This window comes from Fibrobacter succinogenes subsp. succinogenes S85 (assembly GCF_000146505.1).
GTDB lineage: Bacteria > Fibrobacterota > Fibrobacteria > Fibrobacterales > Fibrobacteraceae > Fibrobacter > Fibrobacter succinogenes.
On the sequence record NC_017448.1, the window covers coordinates 2,871,258 to 2,896,481 of the forward strand.

The 25,224-nt window shown below is 50.2% G+C and carries 19 protein-coding genes; 8 read left to right on the forward strand and 11 right to left on the reverse strand.

What is annotated here, in order from left to right; genetic code table 11:
• Window positions 1–59: 59 nt before the first annotated feature.
• Window positions 60–1,382 (reverse strand): polysaccharide deacetylase family protein, encoded by a 1,323-nt coding sequence (locus FSU_RS11845; protein ID WP_014546632.1) that lies wholly within the window; start codon window positions 1,380–1,382, stop codon window positions 60–62.
• A 129-nt stretch (window positions 1,383–1,511) separates the two neighbouring features.
• Between FSU_RS11845 and FSU_RS11850 the strand changes: the two genes are divergently transcribed.
• The 3 genes from FSU_RS11850 (at window position 1,512) to FSU_RS11860 (ending at window position 5,139) form a co-directional block, all read left to right on the forward strand.
• Window positions 1,512–2,723: a Rossmann-fold NAD(P)-binding domain-containing protein gene (locus FSU_RS11850; protein ID WP_014546633.1), complete on the forward strand. Its 1,212-nt coding sequence runs from the start codon at window positions 1,512–1,514 to the stop codon at window positions 2,721–2,723.
• Window positions 2,724–2,731: 8 nt separating this feature from the next.
• Window positions 2,732–3,574, forward strand: coding sequence for a hypothetical protein (locus FSU_RS11855; RefSeq protein ID WP_014546634.1), 843 nt, complete (start codon window positions 2,732–2,734; stop codon window positions 3,572–3,574).
• Between the two features lie 170 nt (window positions 3,575–3,744).
• Window positions 3,745–5,139 carry an MATE family efflux transporter gene (locus FSU_RS11860; protein WP_015732166.1) on the forward strand — a complete coding sequence of 465 codons (1,395 nt, stop codon included), beginning with the start codon at window positions 3,745–3,747 and terminating at the stop codon, window positions 5,137–5,139.
• Here FSU_RS11860 and FSU_RS11865 read toward each other — a convergent pair.
• Window positions 5,136–5,951: a GGDEF domain-containing protein gene (locus tag FSU_RS11865; RefSeq protein ID WP_015732167.1), complete on the reverse strand. Its 816-nt coding sequence runs from the start codon at window positions 5,949–5,951 to the stop codon at window positions 5,136–5,138. The genes FSU_RS11860 and FSU_RS11865 overlap by 4 nt on opposite strands.
• Before the next feature lie 369 nt (window positions 5,952–6,320).
• Here FSU_RS11865 and FSU_RS11870 point away from each other — a divergent pair, with 369 nt between their 5' ends.
• Complete coding sequence (locus FSU_RS11870; protein WP_014546637.1) at window positions 6,321–10,970, forward strand: fibro-slime domain-containing protein; 4,650 nt, start codon at window positions 6,321–6,323, stop codon at window positions 10,968–10,970.
• A gap of 59 nt (window positions 10,971–11,029) precedes the next feature.
• A complete protein-coding gene (locus FSU_RS11875) occupies window positions 11,030–11,431 on the forward strand; it encodes an SPOR domain-containing protein (RefSeq protein ID WP_014546638.1) in 402 nt (133 codons plus the stop codon).
• A gap of 137 nt (window positions 11,432–11,568) precedes the next feature.
• On the opposite strand, the gene FSU_RS11880 is transcribed toward FSU_RS11875, so the two are convergent.
• Together FSU_RS11880 and FSU_RS11885 are read right to left on the reverse strand one after the other, a co-directional pair.
• Window positions 11,569–15,651 (reverse strand): hypothetical protein, encoded by a 4,083-nt coding sequence (locus FSU_RS11880; RefSeq protein ID WP_014546639.1) that lies wholly within the window; start codon window positions 15,649–15,651, stop codon window positions 11,569–11,571.
• Between the two features lie 35 nt (window positions 15,652–15,686).
• Window positions 15,687–16,571, reverse strand: coding sequence for a glutamate--tRNA ligase family protein (locus FSU_RS11885; protein WP_014546640.1), 885 nt, complete (start codon window positions 16,569–16,571; stop codon window positions 15,687–15,689).
• Window positions 16,572–16,733: 162 nt separating this feature from the next.
• Between FSU_RS11885 and FSU_RS11890 the strand changes: the two genes are divergently transcribed.
• Complete coding sequence (locus FSU_RS11890) at window positions 16,734–17,321, forward strand: hypothetical protein (RefSeq protein WP_014546641.1); 588 nt, start codon at window positions 16,734–16,736, stop codon at window positions 17,319–17,321.
• A gap of 6 nt (window positions 17,322–17,327) precedes the next feature.
• A complete protein-coding gene (locus tag FSU_RS11895; RefSeq protein WP_014546642.1) occupies window positions 17,328–17,894 on the forward strand; it encodes a 3'-5' exonuclease in 567 nt (188 codons plus the stop codon).
• A gap of 102 nt (window positions 17,895–17,996) precedes the next feature.
• Here FSU_RS11895 and FSU_RS11900 read toward each other — a convergent pair whose 3' ends face one another.
• Window positions 17,997–18,668, reverse strand: coding sequence for a glycoside hydrolase family 3 N-terminal domain-containing protein (locus FSU_RS11900; RefSeq protein WP_041917853.1), 672 nt, complete (start codon window positions 18,666–18,668; stop codon window positions 17,997–17,999).
• 1 nt (window position 18,669) lies between these two features.
• Window positions 18,670–18,978, reverse strand: coding sequence for a glycoside hydrolase family 3 N-terminal domain-containing protein (locus FSU_RS16675; protein WP_041917854.1), 309 nt, complete (start codon window positions 18,976–18,978; stop codon window positions 18,670–18,672).
• On the opposite strand from FSU_RS16675, the gene FSU_RS11910 reads away from it, so the two are divergent.
• Window positions 18,971–19,201 carry a hypothetical protein gene (locus FSU_RS11910; protein ID WP_041260205.1) on the forward strand — a complete coding sequence of 77 codons (231 nt, stop codon included), beginning with the start codon at window positions 18,971–18,973 and terminating at the stop codon, window positions 19,199–19,201. The two genes, FSU_RS16675 and FSU_RS11910, sit on opposite strands and share 8 nt — an antisense overlap.
• Before the next feature lie 71 nt (window positions 19,202–19,272).
• Here FSU_RS11910 and FSU_RS11915 read toward each other — a convergent pair whose 3' ends face one another.
• From FSU_RS11915 to FSU_RS11935, 5 genes are all read right to left on the reverse strand, one after another.
• Window positions 19,273–21,804, reverse strand: coding sequence for a DNA topoisomerase III (locus FSU_RS11915; protein ID WP_014546643.1), 2,532 nt, complete (start codon window positions 21,802–21,804; stop codon window positions 19,273–19,275).
• A 2-nt stretch (window positions 21,805–21,806) separates the two neighbouring features.
• Window positions 21,807–22,937 (reverse strand): glycosyltransferase, encoded by a 1,131-nt coding sequence (locus tag FSU_RS11920; protein WP_014546644.1) that lies wholly within the window; start codon window positions 22,935–22,937, stop codon window positions 21,807–21,809.
• Between the two features lie 123 nt (window positions 22,938–23,060).
• Window positions 23,061–23,294, reverse strand: a complete 234-nt coding sequence (locus FSU_RS11925; protein WP_014546645.1) for a DUF2442 domain-containing protein — start codon at window positions 23,292–23,294, stop codon at window positions 23,061–23,063.
• Between the two features lie 3 nt (window positions 23,295–23,297).
• Window positions 23,298–23,501, reverse strand: a complete 204-nt coding sequence (locus FSU_RS16765; protein ID WP_041260207.1) for a DUF4160 domain-containing protein — start codon at window positions 23,499–23,501, stop codon at window positions 23,298–23,300.
• A gap of 70 nt (window positions 23,502–23,571) precedes the next feature.
• Window positions 23,572–25,209 carry a LamG-like jellyroll fold domain-containing protein gene (locus FSU_RS11935; RefSeq protein WP_015732170.1) on the reverse strand — a complete coding sequence of 546 codons (1,638 nt, stop codon included), beginning with the start codon at window positions 25,207–25,209 and terminating at the stop codon, window positions 23,572–23,574.
• Window positions 25,210–25,224 lie beyond the last annotated feature (15 nt).

Here is a 25,224-nt window from a genome sequence, read left to right on the forward strand (position 1 = left end):
CTTGAATAAAAAACTCCCGCTCGGTTGAGCGGGAGTTTCTCCTTTAAATCAGCGAAATTTTACTTGATCTTCAAAGACCAGGCTTTATTGCCGATTTTTACCACGTATACACCCTTGGCGCCGGTGTAAACTTTCTGTTCAAGGCCAAGACCCTTTGTAGTGCGGACAACGTTACCGAGGCTGTTGAACACTGTGATGCTCAAACCCTGGGCGTTCTGAACGGTGATGTAACCGCTTGCGTCCACGTAGGCTGCGAGGTGGCGACCGTCAAATGCTTGCGTTGGGAGAGCGGTTGTGCTGCTTGAAGAAACTTCCGGTTCGCTGGAGCTGGACTGTGGCGGTTCAGCGCTGCTGGAAGATTCCGGAGCGGCTGCGGCGGCGTTCTTCACGACAATCTTGCCTGCGTTCGGGACTGCATCAAAGTAAATGTAACCGCCGTCGACCTTGGATTCGAGCTTTGCGCCATCCTGCGTGACTTCGACCTTCTTCCAGTCGCTCTTTACGCGAATAGAAAGCGGATAATCGTACTTGGAAATGTTGTCTGCGATGCTGTGCTTGAGTTCAAAAGCCATCGTGTTTGCTGCCCCACCGTCCTGCGGTTCGATTTTAGAGGCCTTGCGTTCCTTGAGGTACATGGCGACATGGCCCATCGGGGCAACCCAGATGTCCTTATCGTTCTGCTGGGCCCATTTGAGCGCGCCATCGATGGCGTTGATATCCGTCGGGGAGTAGTTGGCGTTGCCGTTGTTCTTGCCTTGGAAACCGTGAGTGAGGAATGCCGCCCAGCCGTTGCTCTGAATAACTTTCTGCATTCTGCCGGTAAAGTCGTTCGTGCTCTTGAGCTGGCCTTCGGCACCGGTCATGGTGGCAGGGACCTGGGCCCAGTTGCTCGGGCCATCCTTGCCCATTTCATCATTCATGCCCTTCCAGCTGCCGTTGCAGATACGGCCCACGATGTAGTTCTGCTTGACCGCGCTTTCGTTAGGCACGTTGCAGTTCGGGTAGGCGACAGTGATAATACCGTATTTCTGTTTGATATGGCTTTCGATATTTTTTTTCGAAGAAGCTTCTTCGCCACTCATGTTATTGCCGTGGCTATTGCTGTGGCTTGCGATTTCGTGCCCTTCGTCGGCCAGGCCCTGGAATCCGCTCCAGTTGGGGTTCCAGTTCACCACCAGGTTGAAGGTAGCCTTGTAGCCATACTTCTTGAACATCGGACCAGCGTCGGTCACGTGGCTCGGTGCGCCATCATCGAACGTGAAAGACGCTGCACCCTTGCGGAAACCCGACCAGGTTGCGATTTCTGCATCCTGCGCGAATGCGGCGCCTGCTGCGAACATTCCAACTGCGACAGAGGCAATAGAAATTTTTTTGTAGTTCATTATCCACACCTTGTTAATAGTATTATGCGAAAATAATTTACCCCCGTATATAAGGAACCGTCCCACGTTAAATTTCTTTTTGTTGTATAGTAATGCAACAGGGGAGGGGTAAATTCTATATTTCCCTACATGGATTTACAGTCGATTCTCTCCTCCGTTCTGGACGAAGTTTACGAAAAAAACGAATACCCCGCACTTGCGGCGCTTGAAAGCGAATGGACACATACCCGTCCGTTTGATGGCCTCCGCGTGCTGGTGGCAACCCCGATTTACCGCAACACCATGACTGAATACCGTGCTCTCGTGGCGGGCGGAGCCGACCTTCTTGTGGGTTTTTCGGAATTTAACGACCCCGATGTCGTGGACTTTATGAGGGAATGGGGTGTACCCGTCGTAACGCCTGCCGAAATGCTCGAAGCCGAATCTCGTGGCGAGTTTGTGGACTTGGTGCTCGACTGTGCGGGGCCTTTTGCGGTACTCCACCCGAAAATTGGCTTTGTGGAACTCACACGTTCGGGTGTACACTATTATAAAGATGCCGAAAAACCGGTTTACGTCGCCGATAGCGGTATCGTAAAGCGGATCGAAACCTCCCTGGGTACAGGCGATGGCTATTTCCGCGGTCTCGAAAAATTGGGCCTTGGAGGCGATTTCGAAGGCAAGAAGTTATTGGTTTTTGGTAGTGGCAAAGTTGGTTCCGGAATTGCGCTCCAGGGCGTGCGCCGAGGCTGCAATGTGACCGTTGTGACGGACTTGAAACGCGGGCAGTCTCAAACAGCGAATTCCGAAAATGCTGAACATTCCGCGGCTCCTGAAACAATGCCTGCAGGCGATTTTTCTGCCGTCCTTGAGCAAAATGACGTGGCTGTCGTGGATTGCCATGACTATGCAACTGTCGCCTCCTTGATTGAAAATTCCGATTTTGTTGTGACGGCGACGGGTGTCAAAAATGCCCTTGCAGCCCCGGAATTGACGGAAGCACTTCTCTCGACCAAGGCAATTCTTGCCAATATGGGTGTCGAAGATGAATACGGCGAGGCTGTTCCCACGGAAAAAGTGCTCAATGATAAAGGTCCGCTGAACTTCATTCTTGAGGAGCCGACACATTTAAAGTACATTGATACGTCGCTTGCGCTCCATGCTGCCCTTGCCGAACGCTTGGTTCAAGAAGCCGCGACTCTTGAAGACTCTTCCGATGCTGCTTCTGCTGAAATTTCCGCCGGACTTCGCTTCCCGCCGCAAGAAATTGAACAGCGCTTGCTCACTATTGCCATACAAAATGGCGTCATTGGCCCTGAAATTTGCAGCATGCTCGGCGGCATCCCCACCGAAATGGACTAGGTGCGACAATGACTCCCGAGAACATGAAAAAGGTTGTCGATCTCTGCAACCAGATTTCGAACATCACCTACGAGAATTTGACGAAAATCATCCGTCTGGAACAGACGGGGAGCGCGACTGGCGCCCGCAAGCTTGACGATAGCGACCAGAATGATATTGATTCTTGGATGGGCGGCGGCACCTGCTTTAGCATGACGTGGCACCTTTACCAGGCGCTCACAGACATGGGCTTCAAGCCGCGTCTTGTCATGGGCCATAAGCGCAAAGAGCGCAACATCCACTGCGCCCTCATCTTGCCCGATCCCGATGATAGTTTTGTCACCCCGGGGCAACCCTTTTCTGCAAATGTCTCCCCGGCCTCCGTGCCGGGGTCGGTTCTCTCGTCTAATTCATACCTTCTCGACCCCGGTTACTTGATTTTCGACCCGCTCCAGATGCCGCTCCCGCAGCCGTTTGGCACCGGCGAAGCGTTTTTCCCGCTTTCCCCGAACTGCGTGCGTCTCGTGCGCCCGACGCTTGAATCGATGGAACTCTGGACAGGTGGCGCAGGCGCGCCAATGAAGCTCCGCTTCGAGTACCCTGTTGAAGGCGTTTCCGTCGAAGAATTCAAGCACCATTGGAACGAGAGTTTCTACCGCGAAATGATGACCTACCCGGTCTTGAACCGCCTTGACCGCGAAAAGGGCATCCAGTATTACTACCAGAAGGGGAACCTCGTCGTCCGCAATGCTACAGGCTCAAAAATGACGAAAATTGAGCCCGCCGATCGCGTGCAGACGCTCAGCGATATCTTTAAACTGTCGCCCTCCATCATCGAGCAGGCGCTCCAGATTCTTGAGAAAAAGCACTAGAAGGCGTTTTTCTTATCTAAATTAAAAGCTTGGCAATTGCCCCCAAATTTTCTATCTTTGCGCGCGAAAAACGAGGTTTTTGCGACGTTTTCCGCATTTTGCGGTTATTTTGAGCGGCTCCGCGCATCTAGTCCAACCATTTGCGTCTTGCGGGCCTCACGGGTGTGTTTATGGAAGATGTAATAAACAATAAAAAACTTAACGCGATGGGGACGGCAAGTATCCCGAAGATTGTCTTGCAGTTTTCGGTCCCTGCCATCATCAGTATGCTCGTCGAAGCGCTCTACAATATTGTGGACCGCTATTTCGTGGGTCAGGGCGTCGGTAGCCTTGGCATCGGCGGCATCACCATCTGCTTTCCGATTGCCCTTTTCATTATGGCGATGTCCATGATGGTTGGCGTGGGTGGCAACACGCTTTTTGCCATCCGTCTCGGCGAACGCAAGTACCAGCAGGCAGCCATTATCCTCAACAACTCCTTTGTATTGCTCATCATTATGGCGGTGAGCTCCTTTACGCTTGGCCAGATTTTCATGGAGCCGCTCCTCAAGCTCTTTGGCGCTAGCGACCAGCTTTTGCCTGTGGCCTCGAGTTACATGCGCATCATCTTGTGCGGTGCGATTTTCCAGACGATTGTCCCCGGCATGAACCACTTTATCCGCAGCATGGGCCACCCGAAAACGGCCATGACCCGCGTGATGATTGGCGCTGGCAGTAACGTGATTCTAGACTGGCTTTTCATCATGAAGTTCAACTGGGGCATTGAGGGCGCTGCTTGGGCGACTGTCTTGAGCCAGTTCATCGGCGGCCTTGCCGTGATGCAGTTCTTCGTGAAAAAGACGACGCCTATCAAGGTCAACCGCCGTTACATGAAGCTCCGCCTCCCGTATGTGCGCAAAATCTTCATTCTTGGCCTTCCGCCGAGCATTATGCAGATTAGCAACAGCCTTGTGAACGCCATTTTGGCCCGCAGCCTCACATCGTATGGTACTCGTGACTTGCCGATAGTGAACGGTATGACGGGAGGCGACCAGGCAATTGCCGCATTCGGAATCCTGATGAGTATCGTCTCCATGATTGTTTTGCCACTTATGGGCTTTGTGACGGGCTCTCAACCGATTATCGGGTACAATTACGGCGCAAAGTACAACAACCGTGTCCGTGACGCGCTCAAGTTCACCATGCTCTATGCAACGGCGTTCATCGTGATTGCGTGGATTCTCATGATGACGAATACGCTTGCGTTTGTGGCGCCTTTTGTGCCGAACGACCAGAACATGCAACAGCTCACGTGCAAAGCTCTCCGCACCTTCATTTGCATGATGCCGTTTGTACCGCTAGGTATGGTGTCGGGTAACTTTTTCCAGGGAACGGGCAAAGCCTGGCGTTCGATGTTCCTAAACGCTTGCCGTCAGCTTATTTTGCTGATTCCGTTCCTGTTTATTATGCCGCGTTTCTTCGGACTCCGTGGCGTGTTCATGGCTCAGCCCATCGCGGACTTTGTGACGGCCTTTATCGCCATCATCATGCTCCGCGCCGAACTCAAAAACATCCCGCGCATCTAGGGCGCAGTGTTGAGCAGTCCATCGCTTTCGGCGATGAGCTCGTTCATCTGCGTGACTTCGGCGCCCTGGCGCGACACAAGCCCAATGGAAATCGTCACAGGGATTCTGGAATCCATCCATGAGAATATGTGGCGTTCAATGACCAAACGCATTTTTTCGGCGCGCTTTTTCGCGTCTTCGGGTGAAATCCCGTTCATGAGGAGCATGAACTTTTCGCCTTTGTTGCGTGCGAGCAAATCCGAATCACGCTTCTCGTCGTTCAATAGCCTTGCTACTTCCTTCAAAATCAGGTCGCCGCACATTTCGCCGTTGGTTTCCGTCAGTTGCTTGAATCCATCCACGCGAATCATCGCTACGTGGACGAAAGCACCCCCACGGCGGGCGCTTACAAGTTCACCTGCCGAGCGGTCCATGAATGTTTGGTGGTTCAGAAGCCCCGTCAGTTCATCCAACGTCGCCGCTTCGTAAAGCTCACGACTAAATGCTTCTTCGTTCGAATCCTTGTAGGCGATTTTCAGTACGATTTTACCAATCTGGAGCCTGTTGTCCGAATCGAGAATTTGCTTATTTATATAGTTACCGTCCACGAACGTCCCGTTCGTGCTGCCGAGGTCTTCGACCGTCACGCTCTGGCCGTCAAACGTGAGTGCGCAATGTCTGCGGCTTACCAGTTCGTCTTCAAAACGGATGTCGGCGTCTTGTCCGCGACCGAGCACCACGGTCCCCAATTCAAGCGGGAGCTCCGCGAATTCACTTTGCGGGTACAGCACGATCAAGTGCGGGTGAACGGCCATCGGTTTTAAAATTTCCATAAAATCCCTTGTAAATCCCGACCCAAATATAGGAAGTCGGAGCTCCATCGGGTATTGCGGAGTCATGTCTTTTTTGTCTGTGACCGCGTAATGTCTGTCCCTTGCCTAAATATATGATACGTCTATGATACAACCGAAATCACACTCTCTGTAAAAGTTGCATTTACATAGGCTCTTTTGTAAAAATGCAATTACAAACAATGTTGAAAGTTTGTGAATTAGTCTGTGGATTTCCTTACATAAATTTTTTTTCACAATGATTTACAAGAAAAAATTCCCTTTTTTGGTTTAAAAAAGTAGATTTCAGTCGGTGTAGTATATCGAGGAGGCTGGTCTTCTTGATGTTCTGCGTGGTCGGAGAGAACCGAAATGGATAAAAAAACAATGAAGAACAGAATCAAATCCTTTAAATTGTGGGTGTTGAGCTGTGCTATGCTCATTGCCGGTGTTCAAAGTGCATCGGCATCATTGACCGGGTGTGAGGGAACCGTTTATCTAAAGTTGCCTGATAGTTGGACTGCCGCTTATTCTGCTGCTGGTGGCCAGTTTGTGGCTTTTTCAAAGAGTACGACGTATACCGGTTGGTACGAAATTAGCTCTACCAAAATCGGTGGTACGAACGGAGCTACAGAATTCTTTATCTCGAAGGCTCTGAATGACTATGGCCAGCAGGGTGGTATTACCAAGACCACTATTGGCGCCAATGTCCAGTTTGATCAGGGTAAGGGCTTCTCTTGCGCCGATTTCGGTACAAAGACGAACGAACTCTGGATTCAGCCTGATTTCTCGGATCCGACCAAGCCGTTAGTTCAGGGTGAACCGCCTGACGTCAAGTATTTCTATGTGTTCTTGCCGGATGACAAGATTTGGAAGAGCTCCGATCCTATCATTGTCGAAAATGGCAAAGAACGTAAGATGAACATTGACGAAAACTGCGGCTGGTACTACAGACGCTATGTCAATGAATCTCTCCCGACCGAAGTCATTATCCGTCGTGATGATGATACCGAACTCAAGTATGCTATCGGTATGGATGGCGAAAAGGGTTATAACAACGGCGATGCTGCTATTCCAATAGATTTGGAAGGCATGTTTGATAACTTTAAGTCGGATGCTACCTTTGCTGGCTCTCTCTTCTTTGTCGCTGACGAAAAGCAGGCTGCCGCACTTCCGAGTGATTTTGCTGGTTGGTATGTCGACAGGCCGGATATTCACGGTAACTGCTCTTACAACCTCGCTGCTATTATTTACGATACTGACGCTAGCTTGCATCCGGCATTCTCTTGCTGGAGCCAGGGTGGTGAAGGCTGCCAGGCTATGACTGGTGTTGCCGCTCAGGGTGTTGACAAGACTGTTGCCCTTGCTGCTATCGATGCTTGTATCGGTGTTACTTCTGGCCTTGTGGAAAGCACCTTGGATAAGGCTACCAAGAAGCCGAAGCTCTCTACGAAGGGTAAGAAGTGCTTTATTGACGACGCTTACTTCAACCAGTTGTTCAACTACACCGCTGGTGTGAACGAAATGACTTGCTTTGATATGCCGTTTAGCCGTGCAAAAGATGGCAAGTGGGAATTTAATTCCGATGACTATGTCAGCCCGGGTATGAAGATTGAAGTTCCGGGTGGTTTCTATCCGGCAGAAGCTACGGACGCCCTCAAGCTTGAAGAAGCTAAGGCTGGCCAGACTCCGGTTCCGGCAGCTCGTACCAAGCGTTATGCTCAGGGTCCTGCTTACTATGGTGCCGCTCTCCGCGCCATTGATCCGGCTACGGATATGCCTGTTATTGACGTCTATTGCAATGGCCCGGGTTGGAAGAAGGGGCATGATTGCGAAGGTATCTTTGGCGACGGTACTGTTACCGAAGCCCAGATCCGCTCTGATTTGGACCTTACGAATGGCGATTTGATTATTGGCTGGGATGATGTCAATAACGCTCCTGATGGCTGGCCGATTTTTGCGGGTGGTTCTGAAACTTTGGCTACCTCTACGACCACGACTAAGTCTACTCGTTGGGAATCTAAGGAAGGTGTTGCTTCTGGCAATGGTGGCCGTAACCAGCACTTCTGCTTCGAATCTCATGCTAACTTCCGTTTCAAGCCGGGTCTGAAGTTCAACTTCCGCGGTGACGACGACATTTGGGTCTTTATCGATAACAAGCTTGCTGTGGACCTCGGTGGTACTCACCTTGCAGCACCGGGCTATGTGGACTTGGATACGTTCATGCCGAACGCCAAGACCGACTCTACCTATGATATCGATATCTTCTTCTGCGACCGCCGTACGACGATGAGTAACGTCCGTATCAAGACGAACATGTTCATCGAACAGAATACGGGTATTGAATACGAAGGCTTCCAGAACCTTGAACAGTGGAAGCTCACTGGCGATAACGAATTCGAACTTTGCTTTACCCAGTCTGGTGCCGGTAACTGCGCTGCCCAGGTTGGTGCCGCAAGCACAAAACTCTGCGGTGAACAGATTAAGGCCGCCGGTCATACCATTGCTTACCAGTTCACCAGAAATGATCCGACTGGCTCTGCTCCTGGTTCCATAATTGTTTCTGAAGAAGATTTCGCCGCTAATCCGGTCCAGCTCGAAGGCATTATCGATGTGACGAACCCGGGTAAGCCGGTTGTCAACGAAAAGAAGTTGATGGAAAGCCTCTCTCAGGGTACGTACTATCTGCGCATCAAGATTGATACCGAAATTGCAACGATGTCCTGGACCATTAAGGGTAGCGTTGGCCTTACTTCTCGTAACGCTGTCGTTGAAGCCGATGGCAAGACGAGCGCTGAAATTCCGTTTGTCTCTTCTGCTATGGCTTCGGACAAAAAGACTACTGCCGACGGTATGATTCGTCTCCTCGTCGCTCCGGTTGTTGATCCGTGTGCAGGTAACGCAGCTTGCACGACTCCGCTCAAGTTGAACCCGTCTGTCGGTGATGAATACTCCTTGGTATCTACCAATACAAAGGCCGTGTTCTACGAAATGAAGGGCGGTGTACTTACCCAGTTCGATCCGAGCAGAACTCGCAAGATTGGTGCTGGTGGTATCGATACTATTTATGTCACGGTTCCGTTCTCTGAATTTGACGTGAGCGACGTTGAAAAGGTGACCGTCAATGTTAAGCAGAGCTCTCTCAAGGCTGAACTTTCCTTCTTCGTTCCGAAGATTGTGTTTGTGACCTCCGAGACCTCTTTGGAGCAGCCTGATATGACCAAGGACCTTGAAAAGATGAAGCTCGAAATGGTCGACTTCTACATTCTCGCCCTTGACCAGAACAACAATCCTTGCTTGACCTGTAACTTTGATTTGGGCCGCGGATCTCAGACCTCAGCTGGTATCAAGATTGTTACGGGTGCCGATAATACTATCTCTGTCAAAGATGGCCGTGCAACGGTGACTATCTATTCTGAACTCACGTACGAACGTGGAGGCACAAATGGTGTTGCAGCCCTCCACTTGACGGGTCCGGCTCCGACTTTGATGTCTGCCCTCTATCCGAACTTGATCTTTAGCGAACCTCCGGTTCCGATGCCGAAGTTTGCTGATATCTTTGACGTTCATGGTGAAACACCGACGACGGAAATGAATGTTGAAGCTCCGTACTTCAGCATGCAGACAGAATACCTCGATGGTATCGCAGACTCCATTGTCATCTACTACGCTCGTGAATTCCATAAGGACTCTCTCCCGGGCAAGATCGCTATCTTCTGGGAAGAAGACGCTAAGGATTCTGTGCTCTTTGAAAAGGACGAAGTTGCTGCAGGTGCTTATTGCGGTATGCCTGCTGCATCTGCCGACTCCTTGTGCGCTCCGAAAATCACTCTTGGCGGCAAGAAGCTCTCCAAGAAGGTGAAGACGGGTGGCGTGGGTAAGATTAAGTCCTGGGCTACTTACATGTCTCGTGGTACCGTGGTCACGCAGGATTACTCTTGCACGATTTACGACCGTATTGCTCCGGTTATCATCGGTGCGAGAGCCAAGACCGAAGCTTCTAGCGAAACGGTGAAGCTTACTATCCAGTTCTCTGAACCGATTCAGAAGTCTACCGATGCTGCTGCTGAAGGCGACAAGATGCTTTCCTTCTTCATCAATAACGGCAAGGCAACTGGTTTCTATGAACACATCCCGCTTTTGACGGGTACTTCCTTCCCGGAAGGTTCGACCAACGAAAACCTCACGTTGCTCTACAGCCAGAAGAATAGCTCCGGTGTATTCCCGCAGTCTGGTGACTACATCCACTTCAGACATCTCATGATTACCGATCAGTCTGACTATATGACCTATCCGGGGGCTGATACGATTCGTCCGGCTGATGATGCCTCTTTCAAGTGGAACGTCGCTACGGGTTATGATCCTCTCGGTTCTGGCCGTAAGCCGTCTCCGTGGGCTCTGATCTCTGGTCAAGTTAACTCCTATGCTGTAAGACTCATTCCGGATGCCAAGGGTGGCATTCCGAAGACTCCGGGTGAAGCTGCAAACCTCGATGTTGTGGAAGTCTTTACCTATGATGCTGCTAAGGACGATGATGACTTCAGAAAGGATATCCGTGCTGGTCAGGGCGAATTTGAAAAGTATGGCTTCATTCCTCATGGCTGGTATGTCAAGAGCGATATGGGCAATTTGATTGAATCGGAAGACCAGTTCGTCAATGCCGACAAGAAGAACGTGTTCTTTGATTATGAACTCCAGTTCTTCACGAATCTTGGTTCGTTTGTCGCTAGCCAGAAGGGCCGCATCTATTGCGATGACGATGAAAACATGAAGAACAACAGAAAGTACTACTTCGGTGGTGCAGGTCACAACTGCGTTGAGAACCGCAAGAACTTCTTCATCGTTTGGAACATGAAGTCCAAGCAGAATCGTCTCGTTGGTTCTGGTGCCTACATTACCAAGCTCAACTCCTACGTGCAGCTTGATACCTTCGGCAAGAAGAACAAGATTGAAAAGTCTGAAATGTGGGGCGTCCGCCATAACGCAAAGACGATTGGCAGCTTCCCGTCATTGCTCCCGTAATAGACTAGCGTAAAACTTTTAAAGCCTCCCAATCGGGAGGCTTTTTCTATATTTAAGGCATGCGAAAGATTTTAATAGCCCTTTCTTTATGTGCGATGGCTTGGGCCGGATCGCCAACCGATTTGGATTCCCTTTTCCGCGGTAACGAGTACAAGCCGACGCTTAGCGCCTCTCTCCGCGATACAACGAGCAATTCTGCTGTGCCTGCCAAGGTTACTGGCAAGAACGATAAGGCTGACGGTTTCTACATGCTCCAGTTTGAAGCTGTCGGTGATTTTGATGCCGCCCAGAGGCGCAAGGCTCAGCTTTCTGCTAGCACGGGTTACTCCATCCAGGTCGTGTTCGACCCTCCGTTCTACAAGCTCCGCGGTGGTGGATGGACAAAGCGCAAGGTCGCCGAAGACAAGGCTCGCGAACTCTCTGCATACAATATCAACGCCTTCGTCGTCAAGCTTCGATAAAACGCGTATCTGAGCGCTTAATGCACAAAGAGCAGGCCCTTCCGCCTGCTCTTGCTTTTTTCTGCTCAGGATGGCTCTGTCTGCGGTTTACTATTTATCGCCACTGCGCACAGCCTACCGTCTACTTCCTACTACCACTACATCACGCCAAGTGCTTGCTTGATGCTGTAGTCGTCGCGCTTCAGGAGGGTGCGTTCTTCAGGTGGCACGTAGGCCATCTTGCGTTCGCTGTCGGGCCTCTTGGAGCGGTCGCGCAGCACGACGTTTTTGTTCGTAAGCGAGTAGAAGAACGGACCTGTCTTGATGAACTGTTTCTGGTGCAACGCCTGCTTGATTGCTTCGCTCAAGATGGCGTTTGTCTTTGCGCTGGTGCGTTCGACATGGTGCAGTTCCAGAATCCTCTGCAACAGGAGCTCTCCGTGAATCGGTGATTCGCTGTCCACGTAGAACTTGAGCTCTTCGATAAGCTTTTCTGCTGCGATTTCTGTAAGCGGTAAGTTCGCTTCTGCAGAGGCTGGGTGCTTTACGCAGTACGGCTCGATATTTATGGTTGTACTCTGTTCGGCTTCGTCAAGCGGGATATCTTCTTGCGGTGGCGGTGCGACGCTTTGTTCAATCGCAATCGTTGCAATGAGGTTTTCCTTTTCGTCCTCGTTTGAAATGTTCCAAAGCGGGAGCCACATGCGGAGGACCTTCCAACCGAGCCTTGAAAGGGTGTTCGGACGTGTGTATTCCCGGTCTTCAATGGACTCTTTGTAATTGCCGCAGGTGCAGTCGCTTTCAATGACGGCTAGGAACCGCTTGGAGTTGTTCGCGTCGATGACGACTGGACCTACAGGAATGTTGCCATTTGCAAAGCTATCCTTGATTGCGATGGATTCTTTTGTAAGCGCTTCTTTAATTTGTTTGTTAAAGATGGAATCTGAAAGCTCGTTGACGTTGGAATTTTTGAAAGAAGAGTTGCTTTTAAGGGCGTTTACCCATTCCTGGAAAAGGCTGTGCTTTGCGCTTGCGAGCTTGCCTGATTCCTCTTCCGACAAGAAAAGGCAAAGACTATGCTTTGCGAGTGTCGTGCAAATCGAGAGCTTGCAGATGCCTGTGACGTTTGTTAAACTGTCGGAGTCAGCGCAAACGAAAATGGTGTCGCGGTACATGTCTACAGCTCGTTCAATCGTCTTGACGTAGAACTTGTTTGTCAGGTTCCCTTGCGTAAAGAATCTTGATGCACTAGGTCTTTTTTCCAAAAGCGTTTGAATGGCGCTTTCGATTGCACTACTGAGCGCTTGGCTTGTTGTTACAATGCCGAGTGTCTGGCTAGGATTCTTTTCTGCATGCTGAACCGCTTTCTCTGCGATGGATAAAACCTTGTCGTGTACGGTCTTGACGGTCTGCGGTTTGCCTGTCGCCAATGTGGAATTGGGGAACTGCGATATTTCGTTGTTGTAGATTTTGTTGTTGGCAAAACTGAATAGCGACGGGTCGGCGTATTGTGCTGTGTAGCCAATGACGCGAGTCGGGATTCCCTTGCGCAGTGCTGCAGAAAGGACGTTGTCCTTGAAGAATATTGACTGCGACGAAAGTTCCATGTTGCATGCATCCATCGGCAGCATTTCGAGCGTAGGAGCGCACGGATTGCCAAAGAGGATGACTTTTTTGGATTTGTAAATGCACGGCATGGCTTCGGCAAGTGTTATGCAGTCGGCATCCAAAAGCAATGTTACATCGAATGAATCAAAATTTTGCTCATAAGTTTGCGAGAGCTTGATGCTTTGGAATAAGTCAGGATTCTTTTCAACAGCTTCGTGGGTGGCTCTGAAATTTGCATTGCAGAACTGGTCTAACAGAGTCTTGAATTGCTTGCCGAGCTGTTTGCGGTTCTTTGCAGATGGGCTGAACAAGTCCGGGCATTCCGCTGTGGCAGCTTGCATTTGGCTGTTTGTCCAGGCGCGTGCGAAAGCTATAGCGATATCCTTGTTTGCATTTTTCGTATCCTTGACGAATTGCGCAAGATTCTCGCATGGCGAATCGCTGATGTTTTCCATGTGCTCGCAAATCTGCAAGTAAATATCTTGTTCGTTCCACAGCTTTGACCAATGAACTACCTTATCCGTCCATAGTTCCACGTTTTGCGTTTCCATGGACTCGCTCAGGTTGAACGACTTGCTAATGCTCTGGAGCTTCTTTTGCAGCTCTTCAATGCTTGTCTGGATGTTGTCCAAATTTACGGCATGCGGCTTGAACAAATGCCATTTTGAAAGGAGTTGCAACAAGTAATCGTGCTGGTCGCTATTCTTGATGCGTGCGCGGAATACAAAGTAATGGCGAATCTTGTCGGCTAAATCCTTCCAGTCGGTCTTTTCGTATTTCCAGTCCTTGCCGAACAAGTGCGTGGCGAGAACGGAAGAATCTTTGTACTTGCGCCTGTATTCCTGAATTTCGATGAGCTTGTCAACTTGTTCAAGGAGCATTTCGTCGGAGGTGATACTCTTGGGATCCTTGAATACTTTGAGCAAAATGCGCTTTGGCCTGCGGTAGTGATCCGAAAGTGCCTTGAGTGTAGAGCTTAGGCTGTTTTCAAATTCATTACGCACTTCAATGATGTTGGCTTCGATGGCTTCGTCTGTGAAAATATCAGAGCCTTTGCGTCGGTAGCTAGACCAATGCGCTCCTGCACTTGGCAAGTCGTTGAGATCGTCCTGGTAGGCAATCCAGCCGTTGGAATGGAGATCCCAATCTTCGAAACCGGGCATTTCGCTGTCGAAGTTTTTCTTGAAAACTTTGACAAGTTCCAAAAGATCCGAAAGCTTGATTCCGTCAAGATAAAGCTCGGATTTTGTTGCGCTTTCAGCAAACGGCTTGATTGTTTCAATAAATGCTTTAGCTTGTTCTAGGTCTTCGCCGATTTGTGCTTTGCGGTCTTGCGAAACGGCGGGTAGCGTGATTCCCTGGAATGCGTTATAAATCTCGATGCCGTTTTCGTTGAAGAACAGCTGCGTCAATTGTTCAAGGCTCATTTGCATGGACTTGAACTTTTTGTAGCGTACATTTTCAATGTTCTTGAAAAGATCGCTTGCAAACTTTGTCTTGACTGTTTTTAATTTGGCAATTTCGTCAAGCAGTTCCGTGAGCTTTGCGCCACTCGGCTTGAGCGGGTAATTGACGGCGTCATAATAGGAGACGAGCTTAGCTCGGGTTTCACTGAGGACTGTCTTGATGGCGTCGCGTTCGGGTCCTTGGAACGAACGGAAGGGGGGCTTCCATGTGTTTTCAAAGTTGTACTTGGTAATCGCTCGACGGCTTACAACGCAGACTTTTTTCTTTTGCTCAATGAGGTCTGCAACGATGTTGACAGCTGCTTTAGCCTTTTCGCTCCCAGGGAGAGTTTGTATGGCATAGGCGGAAACGTCTGTGTTTAGCGCATCAATGATGGCCTTGTTTGTCTGCGAATCGGTCGTATACGGGAAGTAGTGATCCGTTGGCGTGTAAACATGGTCGTAGGGGATTTCTTCAAATGAAGATGGGACCGGCAAGAATCCGTCGTTGCCGATTGTTGCAACAAAGAAATCATTGTTGGCGGCTTTAGCGGTTGTCCAACATTCGCTTGTCAGTTTTTTCTTGAGAAGGAGCCTGTTTGTGCTATAGAATGTGACACAGTAGCCGTTACGTGTAAACTTCCAATCTGCTTTGGACGCAATCTTTTTTTCAAGGGCATCAAAAAATTTCTGTATGGCAAAAGTCCCATTCTTGAAAAAGTCAAGTGCTGTCGGGAACTTGATGCTTTTGTCAAGTGTCGGGAGTGCGATGTTTTCAATTGGGGCGCGTGCCGAAATGGCGACCGTGTCGTGTTCAGCATCGTAGTCAAGCGGGATGAGGATTGCGGGGGCAAGGCATTTTTCACCCCACTTGATGAATCCTGTTGCTATGTACAAGTCCTGGTTGCAGAAGTCTTCGGATTTTGATTTTAGGACCTTGCGAAACTTTTCGAGATCGGCGGCTTGCTTTTCCTCATCGTATTTTGCGGAGATGGGGAAAAACTGCGGAAGCGCACGTGGGGCAGGCTCTTTTTGCCAGGATTCGAAAAACAGGTCCCCATTGTCTAAAAGAAGTGGGGACTGGAATTTGTTTTTTTGCGAAAAACAGAGCAAACGGTCTTTGCTTTCAAAGACTGATGCCTCTTCACGAATCTTTTCTATGGTTGCAGACACGGACGTTGATGCCATGTCATGAATATAAATTTTTTTTAACCAAGAAAACGCTAGAGAGTTTCCATAATTATGGATATCGCGTCAACGAGGGCTATGGGCGTGTCGTTTCCAGTCAGGTGTGCCTTGTAGCAGACGCGTCCGAAAAGCATCTCGGGCGTGATGCCTGCTTCCTTGTCCTGACGCAGGCTATGGGCGAGTTCGCGCTTGGATAGCTTCTTGTTGTTCGCATCCACGATGAGCGGGTGGTGCAGGTAGACAGGGCGCTCTGTGCGGCCTAGCGCTTCCATGAGCGCAATCTGGCGGGCGGTGGAATTGCGAATGTCTTCGCCCCGGACAATGTGCGTGATTTGCTCGTCGATGTCGTCTACGCAGACGGCGAACTGGTATGTCCATTGGTTGTCGCGGTCGAGGATGGGGAAGTCTCCGCACTGGAGTTTTGGATTCTCGTGAAAGTCCCCGAGGCGCAGGTCGTGCCAGTCAATAAACTTATTCGGGACGATAAACCGCAAATTATGCGGCGCAGTGTCTATACTTCCTACTTCCGGCTTCCTACTTCCTACTTCCTTAAAGCACTTGCCCTGATAAACAATCTCACCGGTTTCGCTTTGCGGGTTTTCGGCGAGGAGCTGCTTGCGGCTGCAATAGCATGGGTAAACTAATGATTTTTCTTTGAGTTTTTGGAGGGCGGCTTCGTAGACCTGTCCGCGCGCACTTTGTATGCTCTCGGAATCGTATTTAAACCCAAGCCAAGCTAAATCTTCTCGGATGCCAGCAATATAGGCGGGTCGCGCACGGCTTTGGTCATGGTCTTCAATTCGCAAGTGGATCTTTAAGTTCCATTTTTTTGCTGCGGCCCACACATAAAGTGCCGAAAGCAAATGGCCTTCGTGAAGGTATCCTGTGGGGCTTGGTGCAAATCGAATTTTTCCGGACATGGTGCAAATTTAGGTTTCGGTACAAAAATAAGTTTTAAAACTGTTACTTAACTCACATTTTTTGTATGAAAAAACATAAATATTTTGTTTTTTTCGATAAAATTGATTTTGTGATATATATTACTCATAGTTAAAGGGATGTTTTATAAAAACGGAGTACTTATGGGTGGAATGAAAATTCTTTCGAGAGCCTGCATGGCTCTTGTCTTTGCGATTGCCGCAAATGTCTTCGCTGAAGATGTTGTCGCAATGGCTTCTAACGGTTCGGCCGTTATTTTACACGACAATGGTCGTTGGGAATATCACCAGAATAACAGTAGAATCCGTGATGTGCGTGAGAGCGCCATCCCTGAAGATGCCAAGTTCAATGTGATGGTGGAATATGAATCTCCGGATCGTGTGCGCAAGAACGTTCGCCTTGCCATGGAAGCGGAATACGCCACCGAACAAGAAATTAGAGATAGCTTAAGAGCAGTTCCGCAGGGCGGATACATCTATTTCCAGGTCAAGACTTCGCAAATCAAGAAAGGATTCCCGCGTAAGCTGACTTACTCCCTTTACGATGGCGGTAAGAAACCTATATTTACGAAAACAGCTTACGATACCGAAGCGGTTCCGAGTGAACAGAGAGGCGTGTCTAATTTGATGGTTGTCCCTGTTTACGGGCACCCGAAGTCTAATGTGATGCTTGCGCGTGTGCAGGCTCGCGACGGGATGGAGACGCTCGATATCGATATCCCCGTTAGGTAATTTGCATTGCTAAAATTTGCGGTAGTCGATCTCGAAACGACCGGCGGACATGGTGAAGATAATCGAATAATGGAAATCGGAATCGCCCTGATGGACGGTTCCGAAATTGTTGAAACGTACCACGCGCTTGTAGACCCAGGAAAGCCGATAACGCCGTTTGTGCGAGAGCTTACGGGCATCACCGACGAGATGGTTAGTGGACAACCGCAATTTGGCGTGATTGCTGAGCATGTGGCTGCTTTATTGCAAGACCGCATTTTTGTAGCGCACAACGTTCAGTTTGACTGCAAGTACATGACTGCGGAACTGAAACGCTGCTGCATCAAGTTCAACCCTGCGAGACTTTGTACGGTAAAGCTTTCGCGGCGTGTGTTCCCGGGGCAACCGAGCTACAGTTTGCACAAACTCACGGAATCGCTAGGGCTCCCTGATTTTAACCATCACCGTGCTTTGGACGATACGCTTGCGGCGGCTGCCATTTTGAGGTCTGCGCTGGAGAAAGTTGGCGAGGCGGGCGTGATGAAGAACGTCGTGAATATCTCCGTCGCCAAGAAGCAGGCTTTTAACAAGTAGTTGTTGGACAATGGCTGTTGCGAAAGTTATGTCTACGAGAAGTATAGATTTTTTTTACTAAGCTCTAAGTTCTAAGCTCTGCCAACTGCGGCAAAGCCGCTCCTACTTCAACAAACCCATTTTGTATTTCAGCTTTAAGATGCGGGCAGCGGATTCTTCGATGCGCTTCTTGTATTTTGAGCTTTTGTCTGAAAGTTCCATCATGATGTTGAGCATGTCCTTGGCTTTGGACGTGTAAGAAATCATGAGGATGTCGTTACCCGCGTCAATGATGGCGGTGACGAGGCGCTTGAAGTCTTTGTCCGGGTAGGTCTTGCGAGGAGGAATTTGCGTTTTGCCGCTGGCCCAGGCGCGAAGCGAGGTGCCCCAGAGGTCATCGGTGAGCATGACCATGTCTGGGGAGTTCTTGCGGGCCATCTTGACGATGTTGGCGTCAAAGACGGCGGGACGGCTAGAGATGCGCAAAAAGTGGACACTCGACATCATCGTGACGGGTATGTCCTTGGAGAGAGTCCTGAAAAAGCTTATGTTCTGCTCGATTTTTTCCTTGGGCGAGGCGCTGATGGCGATTTGCAAATCGCTGTTCGTCCAGGCGTCATAACCGGGGAAGTGCTTTGAAACGCAGATGACGCCGTTATCGCGCATGCCGTGGACGAATGCTCTTATTTTGTAAGCGTTTGTCGTGTCGTTGCCCCACGAGCGTCGGCTTTCTTCCATGAACGAATTGGTGCCGCGGTGGTCCTTGGACGGGTCCAAAACGGGAGCTAAGTTCATGTTAATTCTGATATCCTTGAGTGCGCGTCCAATTTTTTTTTGCAAGTGTGCGAATTTGCGTGGTGTCCATACGGCGCATTTCAAGGGCGCTGGGGGTGTGTCGCCAATTGTCGGAAAATGATGCCAAACGGTTGACGATGCCGCCTTCTTGGTCAAGTGCTGTGAAAAGAGGAATCTTCAGGTTGCTGTCAATTTCGTCCATTCGTTCTTTGTAATTGTCGAAACTGCGGAGGTGCTTGCCTGTGATGAGAACGCCGCCGAGCTCGTTTTCGATCACGAATTGCGGCGAGGTGAGGAACACCATGATCATTTGGCCCGCTTTTTGGCGCATGGACATGGAATTCCACAAAGGCATGAGTTCATCGGGCAAGTTGTACGGATTTTTGCCGGACTTAGCAACGCTTGACGAAGACTGTACTGTTGTGGACGAACTGCTCACGGCAGGCGTCATTTGCTGTACGCTTGACGAGGACATCATCACGCACATCGAAACTTCGGAAGAACTCGACTCTGGTATATACCGGTCAATTTGATAATCTTGCGCAAAGACGGAAAATGCTGCAAAGCAGACTAGGACAAAAGCTTTTTCAAAGCGCATGGAAAACTATTCGCCCTTCGGAGCGGCTTTCTTTGCAAAACGGCGGGGCTTGAATTCACGCGGCGGGAAATCGAACTTGAGCTTGCCCTTCACGAGCGTGAGGTACGCGTCGAACAGGCGGCGAGTCTTGTTGCTGCGGAAACCCTTGATGAGCGAAGTCTTTTCGCCAGCGAGCAATTTCTTGATGTCGTCGAGCGGAATTTCCTTGCCGAGGAGAATTTTCGGGAGCGAAAGTCCACTCGGTTCCTTCTTCACGTAGCTTTCGGAGACGTAGCCCGTGAGCGTTTCGTAAACGTCGGAGCCGTCTACCGGAGACTTGCCGATAACTTCACCGAGTTCGATTTCTTCGGGCTTTTCTTCAAAGACAAATTCAACTTTGTTCTGGTCATTGATGATGAGGCCTGCTGAAAATTCAGCGCCCTTCTTGCTGCGGAAACCTGTGAGCGGTCCAATCTTGCGCTTGGTCAAGAGCTCTACGATTTCACTTTCGGACAAGTGCTTGCCGCCCGTAATCTTGCGGATGACGATGCCATCTTCGGTGGTGTAGCGGCTGACCGTTTCAAAAACCTTCTTGCCGTTTACAGGACTGAAGCTTGCTTCGCCGGTCGTGCTTTCTTCCTTGAATCCCTTGATGTTCTTCACCATCGTCTTTGTCATTTCGATGATGCCGTTCATGAACGCTTCGCGAGATTCCTTGCCCTTCGAGATGAGGTCCATCTTGTATTCCCATTCGCCGGTGAGTTCCGGGCTGGTGAGGGCTTCGCAGTTCATGGCGGAGAGGACCTTGATGAGGTCGAATGCCTTTGCTGTCGGGATCATTTCCTTGCCGTCGCGGACAACGTACTTGTCGCTCACGAGCTTTTCAATGATGGCGGCGCGTGTGGCTGGCGTTCCGAGGCCGCGTTCCTTCATGGCGTCACGCAGTTCGTCGTCTTCCACGAGCTTACCTGCACTTTCCATCATCGACAAAAGCGTGCTTTCGGTGTAGTGTGCTGGCGGCTTGGTAAAGTCTTCCTTCGATTCAATTGCAAGCGTCTTGGCGGTGTTGCCGTTCAGCTTCGGAATGTTCGATTCTTCGTCGGATTCCTTGCCGTAAATAGCCTTGAAGCCCGGGTCCACGAGAATCTTGCCTTCGGTGATGAAGGTCTCGTTTTCGACCGTCGTGATGCGGGTCGTGTTGAGGTACTGCGCTGGCGGGAAGAATACCGCGATAAAGCGCTGGCAAATCATCGTGTAGATTTTTTCTTCGGCTTCGGAGAGTCCCTTCGGCACGACGCCTGTCGGGATGATGGCGAAGTGGTCCGAAATCTTCGAGTTGTCAAAGACCTTCGGCGTACGCTTCACGTAGTTCTTGTCCAAAGCTTCTTGAGCGAACTTGGCGAGCGGACCTTCAATCTTGCCGAGTGTAGCCTTTACCGGAGCCACGTAGTCTTCGGGCAAGCAACGGCTGTCGGTACGCGGGTATGTGGTTGCCTTGTAATGTTCGTAAAGCGATTGTGCGATGGAAAGCGTCGTCTTGGCGCTGAAACCAAAGCGGTTGTTCGCTTCGCGCTGGAGCGTGGTGAGGTCATAGAGCTGGCCGCACTTCTGCTGGCTCGGGGCGGTGGTCTCTTCGATGGAGCCAGTCTTGCCCTTGCACTTGGCGAGAATTTCCTGAGCGCGTGCTTCGTCAAAAATTTGCTTGACGCGATCCTTGCCGTTTTCTTTATCGACGGTGAACCACTTGCCTTGGTAGCCGGCGCCTGCGTTATCGAACGAGGCTTCGATGGTCCAGAATTTCTGCGGTATAAAGCGGTTGCGTTCTTCTTCGCGCTTCACGATAATGGCAAGTGTCGGGGTCTGCACGCGTCCGCATGGCGTAATCTGGAACCCGCCCATAGAGCTGTTGTAGGCGGTAAGTCCGCGGCTGCCGTTCATGCCTACGAGCCAGTCGGCTTCGCTACGGCAGAGGGCGGCGTTCCTCAAGTTCACCATGTCTTCTTCGGTACGGAGGTGTTCAAAGGCGTCCTTGATGGCGGCAGGCGTCATGCTCTGCATCCAAAGTCTCTTGAACGTCTTGCCCTTGAAGTTCCCCTTGAGGATGTAGTCCACGATGTAATAGAAAATCAGTTCACCTTCGCGGCCCGCATCGCACGCGTTTATAATCGTCGTCACGTCCTTGCGCTTGATGAGCTTGCCGAGGGCGGAGAGATGGGCTTTAGTGGTCGGGAGGGCAACGAGCGGGAACTTTTCCGGGAGCATGGGGAGCGTTTTCATGTCCCATGCCTTGTAGCGTTCGTCAATATCTTTCGGGTCGGCGATACCAACGAGGTGACCGATCGCATGGCTTACGATGGTCGTGTCGCTTTCGTAATAGGCGGTTTCTTTCTTGAAGGACTTTGCACCGAGCACTTTGACGAGGTCGGCTGCCACGCTAGGTTTTTCCGCGATGATGAGCGTCTTACCTTCGACGGCCGCCTTAGCCGTCTTTGTTGCTTTTGCGGCGGTTTTTGTTGCTGTGGTTTTAGTCGCCTTAGTTGTAGTTTTTGTCGTTGCCATTTTTATTTCCACTTAAAACGTCCGAACAGTCCGAACAGTACGGCCAGTACGGTAAAGGGGGCGTGGATGAACTCAACCGGGATGCACCACTTGAGGAGGTGTTCCTGCTTGAATATTTTGAGCCCGCGAATAATGAGAACCATGTCGCCTACGCTCTTGCACAAGAACGCTATCAATGTGGCGACGAAAATTTTGAAACTGAAAATCGAGAATGCTGCGGTGATGCAGAGCATGGTGAGGAACAGGAACACCATCGAGAGCACAAAGACGATTTTTGGGGTATAGTAGATGGTCTTTGATGCCCAACGTTTGCGCTGTTCCCAGAGGGCCTTGAGCGTTTCCTTGCCGCTTGTGGTGACGAACGTGGAGGGCGTGATGCAGTAGCGCATGGCCCATGGGCGGTCGGCTGCCAGTTTTTGCATCAGGAGGTCATCGTCTCCGCTTTGGATCTTGATGACGCCCGTAAAGCCGTTCACGCTCTGGAAGAAGCTCTTGCGGTAGGCGAGGTTGTTGCCCGTGCTTGTGAGCGGGAGGTGCATGGCGAGGCCAGCTGTGCCTGCGATGCGGTAAATCAGCGTTTCGACAGCCTGCATGCAGATGATGAACGGCGAACTCTTGTCTGTTGGGATGTACGAATGCCCGGCGACAAGTTCAATCCCCGGTTCAAATTCCTTGACGAGGAACTTGATCCAGGACGGCTGCACGATGCAGTCGGCGTCTGTGAGGCAGAGAATTTCACCGTTGCAGGCGTCAATGAGCTTCGAAAGAGCCTGCTTTTTAGGGCTCACGCCTTCGGGGATGGAATCAATCGTGAGCACATGGAGGCGTTCAAACTTTGCTTCGTATTCCGCGAGAATCTTTGGGGTGTCGTCCGTGGAGCGGTCATCGGCTACCCAGACCTCCCACTCGCCCTCGTAATCTTGCGAGAGGACGGAATCGAGCGTTTCGCGGATGCCTTCGGATTCGTTACGCGCCGCAATCAGGATGCTTACCTTCGGGAGCGGTTCCGGATCGGCAAAGCCTTCGCGCACTCGCCCGAGCGCACGGTAGAACCGCACTTCTAACCCGAGATAGAAGATGGCGAGTATTGCCAAAAGCCCGATGGCTACGTATGTCAAAACCGTAAGGAACATTGTTCTTCGGCAAAATGTAATAAGGTTTTTTTGAAAGTTTAAAACGCACTCTTAAAATCGCGGGGCATTTTTGCGTATATAATATAATAGTAAGTAACTGAGCGCTGAACACGTGGGCAGTGACTAGTGCAAGCTCTTGATAAACTCTGGCGCAAAATCTACACCATTTGACCACGTAATTGTGTGGGCTTGCAAGCAGAAATCCTTGAACACGTTTAGGTCTGCGAGTTGCTTCACTATTGCTCGATGGTCTGATTTGATGACTTTCTCAAAATCTGCAACAAAATGATATCCGTCATTGAATGTGACGGATATCTTGTAATTGTCAATATATTTTGCGTCTATCACATGCAGCATTGTTTAAACCAACGGAGCTATTTTTTTATACATCCCCGTTTTTGTTAACGAATTCCAGTTGTCAATCAATTCCTGCTTATGGAGTGTCGCCCACTCAATAACGAGACCTTTGACCCTTGCTGGAAGATTGCCTTCTAGCATTTGAAATGTAGATAATTCGAAGATTCCTTCCAAGTCGTTGTATATTGCATGGAAGTGCGGAGGCATGTGGTCGTGTCGATTGGCAAGAGGTCTTTGCTCAAAAAAATGAATCCGCTAAGTGCGGTGAAATGCTAGCTTACTTTTTTGCGGAAAGTTTTGGCCAGGAATTTTTGGGCATTTGATTTAAGTAGGTGAGGCGAGTCCAAGAATCGTCACGGAAGGCGCTACCGAGCATGAGCTCGTCTATTTTCCCGTTGAATCCGCCGATTTTAAAGTCTGCAAGTTCGCGGTTGCCGTCCCAATCGCTACGGCTTTCTTCGGCTTCAATTTTAACGCCGTTGATAAAGTAATTTGTTTGTGGTATGGAGTGCTTGCTGAATGCAATGAAAATCCATTTGCCAGCTTCGATTCCTTTTGTGCCGGACGCCCACGTTTGTTTATAACTTACGGTGTCCGTGGCGTAGAACTCTACGACAAAGCCTTGGTCGGGATCGTAGCGGAGAGCGTATTCATCTACTTTTTCAAAGATGGTCTGTTGCTTTAGCGATTCGAGGTTAACCCACAGTGAGAAACAGAATTGCTTACCATCAAAGGACAAATTAACCTTGCGAGATGAGTCTATCTTGGCGGAGTTTGTCGCGGTGATTGAAGTTGTTGCGTCTAGCGAAATGGATGTGCCGAGAACGCCGTCTGCGTTGCGGTTTTCGACCGTTTCGGTTCCCGTTTCTGCGGCGGTAAGCGATCCATCGAAATAGCCTTTTTCGGCATCGTCCTTGATGTCGGTTCCGCTATCAAAATGGTACACGAGCGAATAGCTGCGGTTAGTCGGGAATACGTCGTGAGCGTAACCCGATTCAAGCGCATTGTTGAACGAAAGCTCTAGCGAGTCGGAAACGTTTAACGAATCCACGCTTACCCAGAAAACGGCTTCTTTTTCGTCAAAGACTGAATTCACAATCGGGAGCTTTTTGCTGCGCTTGCCATCTTTTGAAATGCGTACAACTTCCCAGCGGCCTTGCAAGCGAGCGAGTGTATCGATGTCGCTGTTTTCTGCGGTCAGGCGGAGCGCAAGCGGAATGTCGCTCACAAAAGACGAGAGCGTGTCTTTGCCTTCGGGGAGTGCAAGCGGGGCGACGAACGTGTATTCGATGTGGGGATAGTTGATGAGCGTCTGGACGGTCGTGTCTGATTTGACGAAGACATCCCCGTAATCCAACGTGTCGTTTTCTATATAAATTCTGAGACCGAGCGTGTCGGTGGGTAAGCTGTCGATAATGGCTTTTTGCCCGAGGACTGTCACTTTGCGTAAAATGGTCGTTCCGGGGATTGTGACCATGACGGACGTGCCGTCTTCAATGAGGCTGTTGAACGCGATTTCGACAGAGCCTGGTGCGCGGAGCGTATCGCTAACGGCGATGGAATCGTCTTCGGTGATGCTTACGTTTTGTACGAGGAACCGCTTGCCGGATTGTTCATGGAAAGTTTCGACGGCGTAAGTGCCTGCAGGAATGGAATCAAGGCTGTAGTAGCCTGTGGAATCCGTTTCCGTGGTGTAGGCGGCGGGGAGCTCGCCTGAGGCCGCGTCAAAGTCGCTAGGGACGCAATGCACGCGCGCAAATGCGGCGGGCTTGCCGTTATCCAAAAGGAAAATGCCGGCGAGTTCAGGAGAACCCGTCTCGGCGCTGTTGCCTGCAATATGGCTGTCGGAGGAGCAACCTCCAAAAATTGCGGCGGACGCAATTGAAACAGCCAATATGTTTTTGCAGAACTTCATTGATACCAATATATA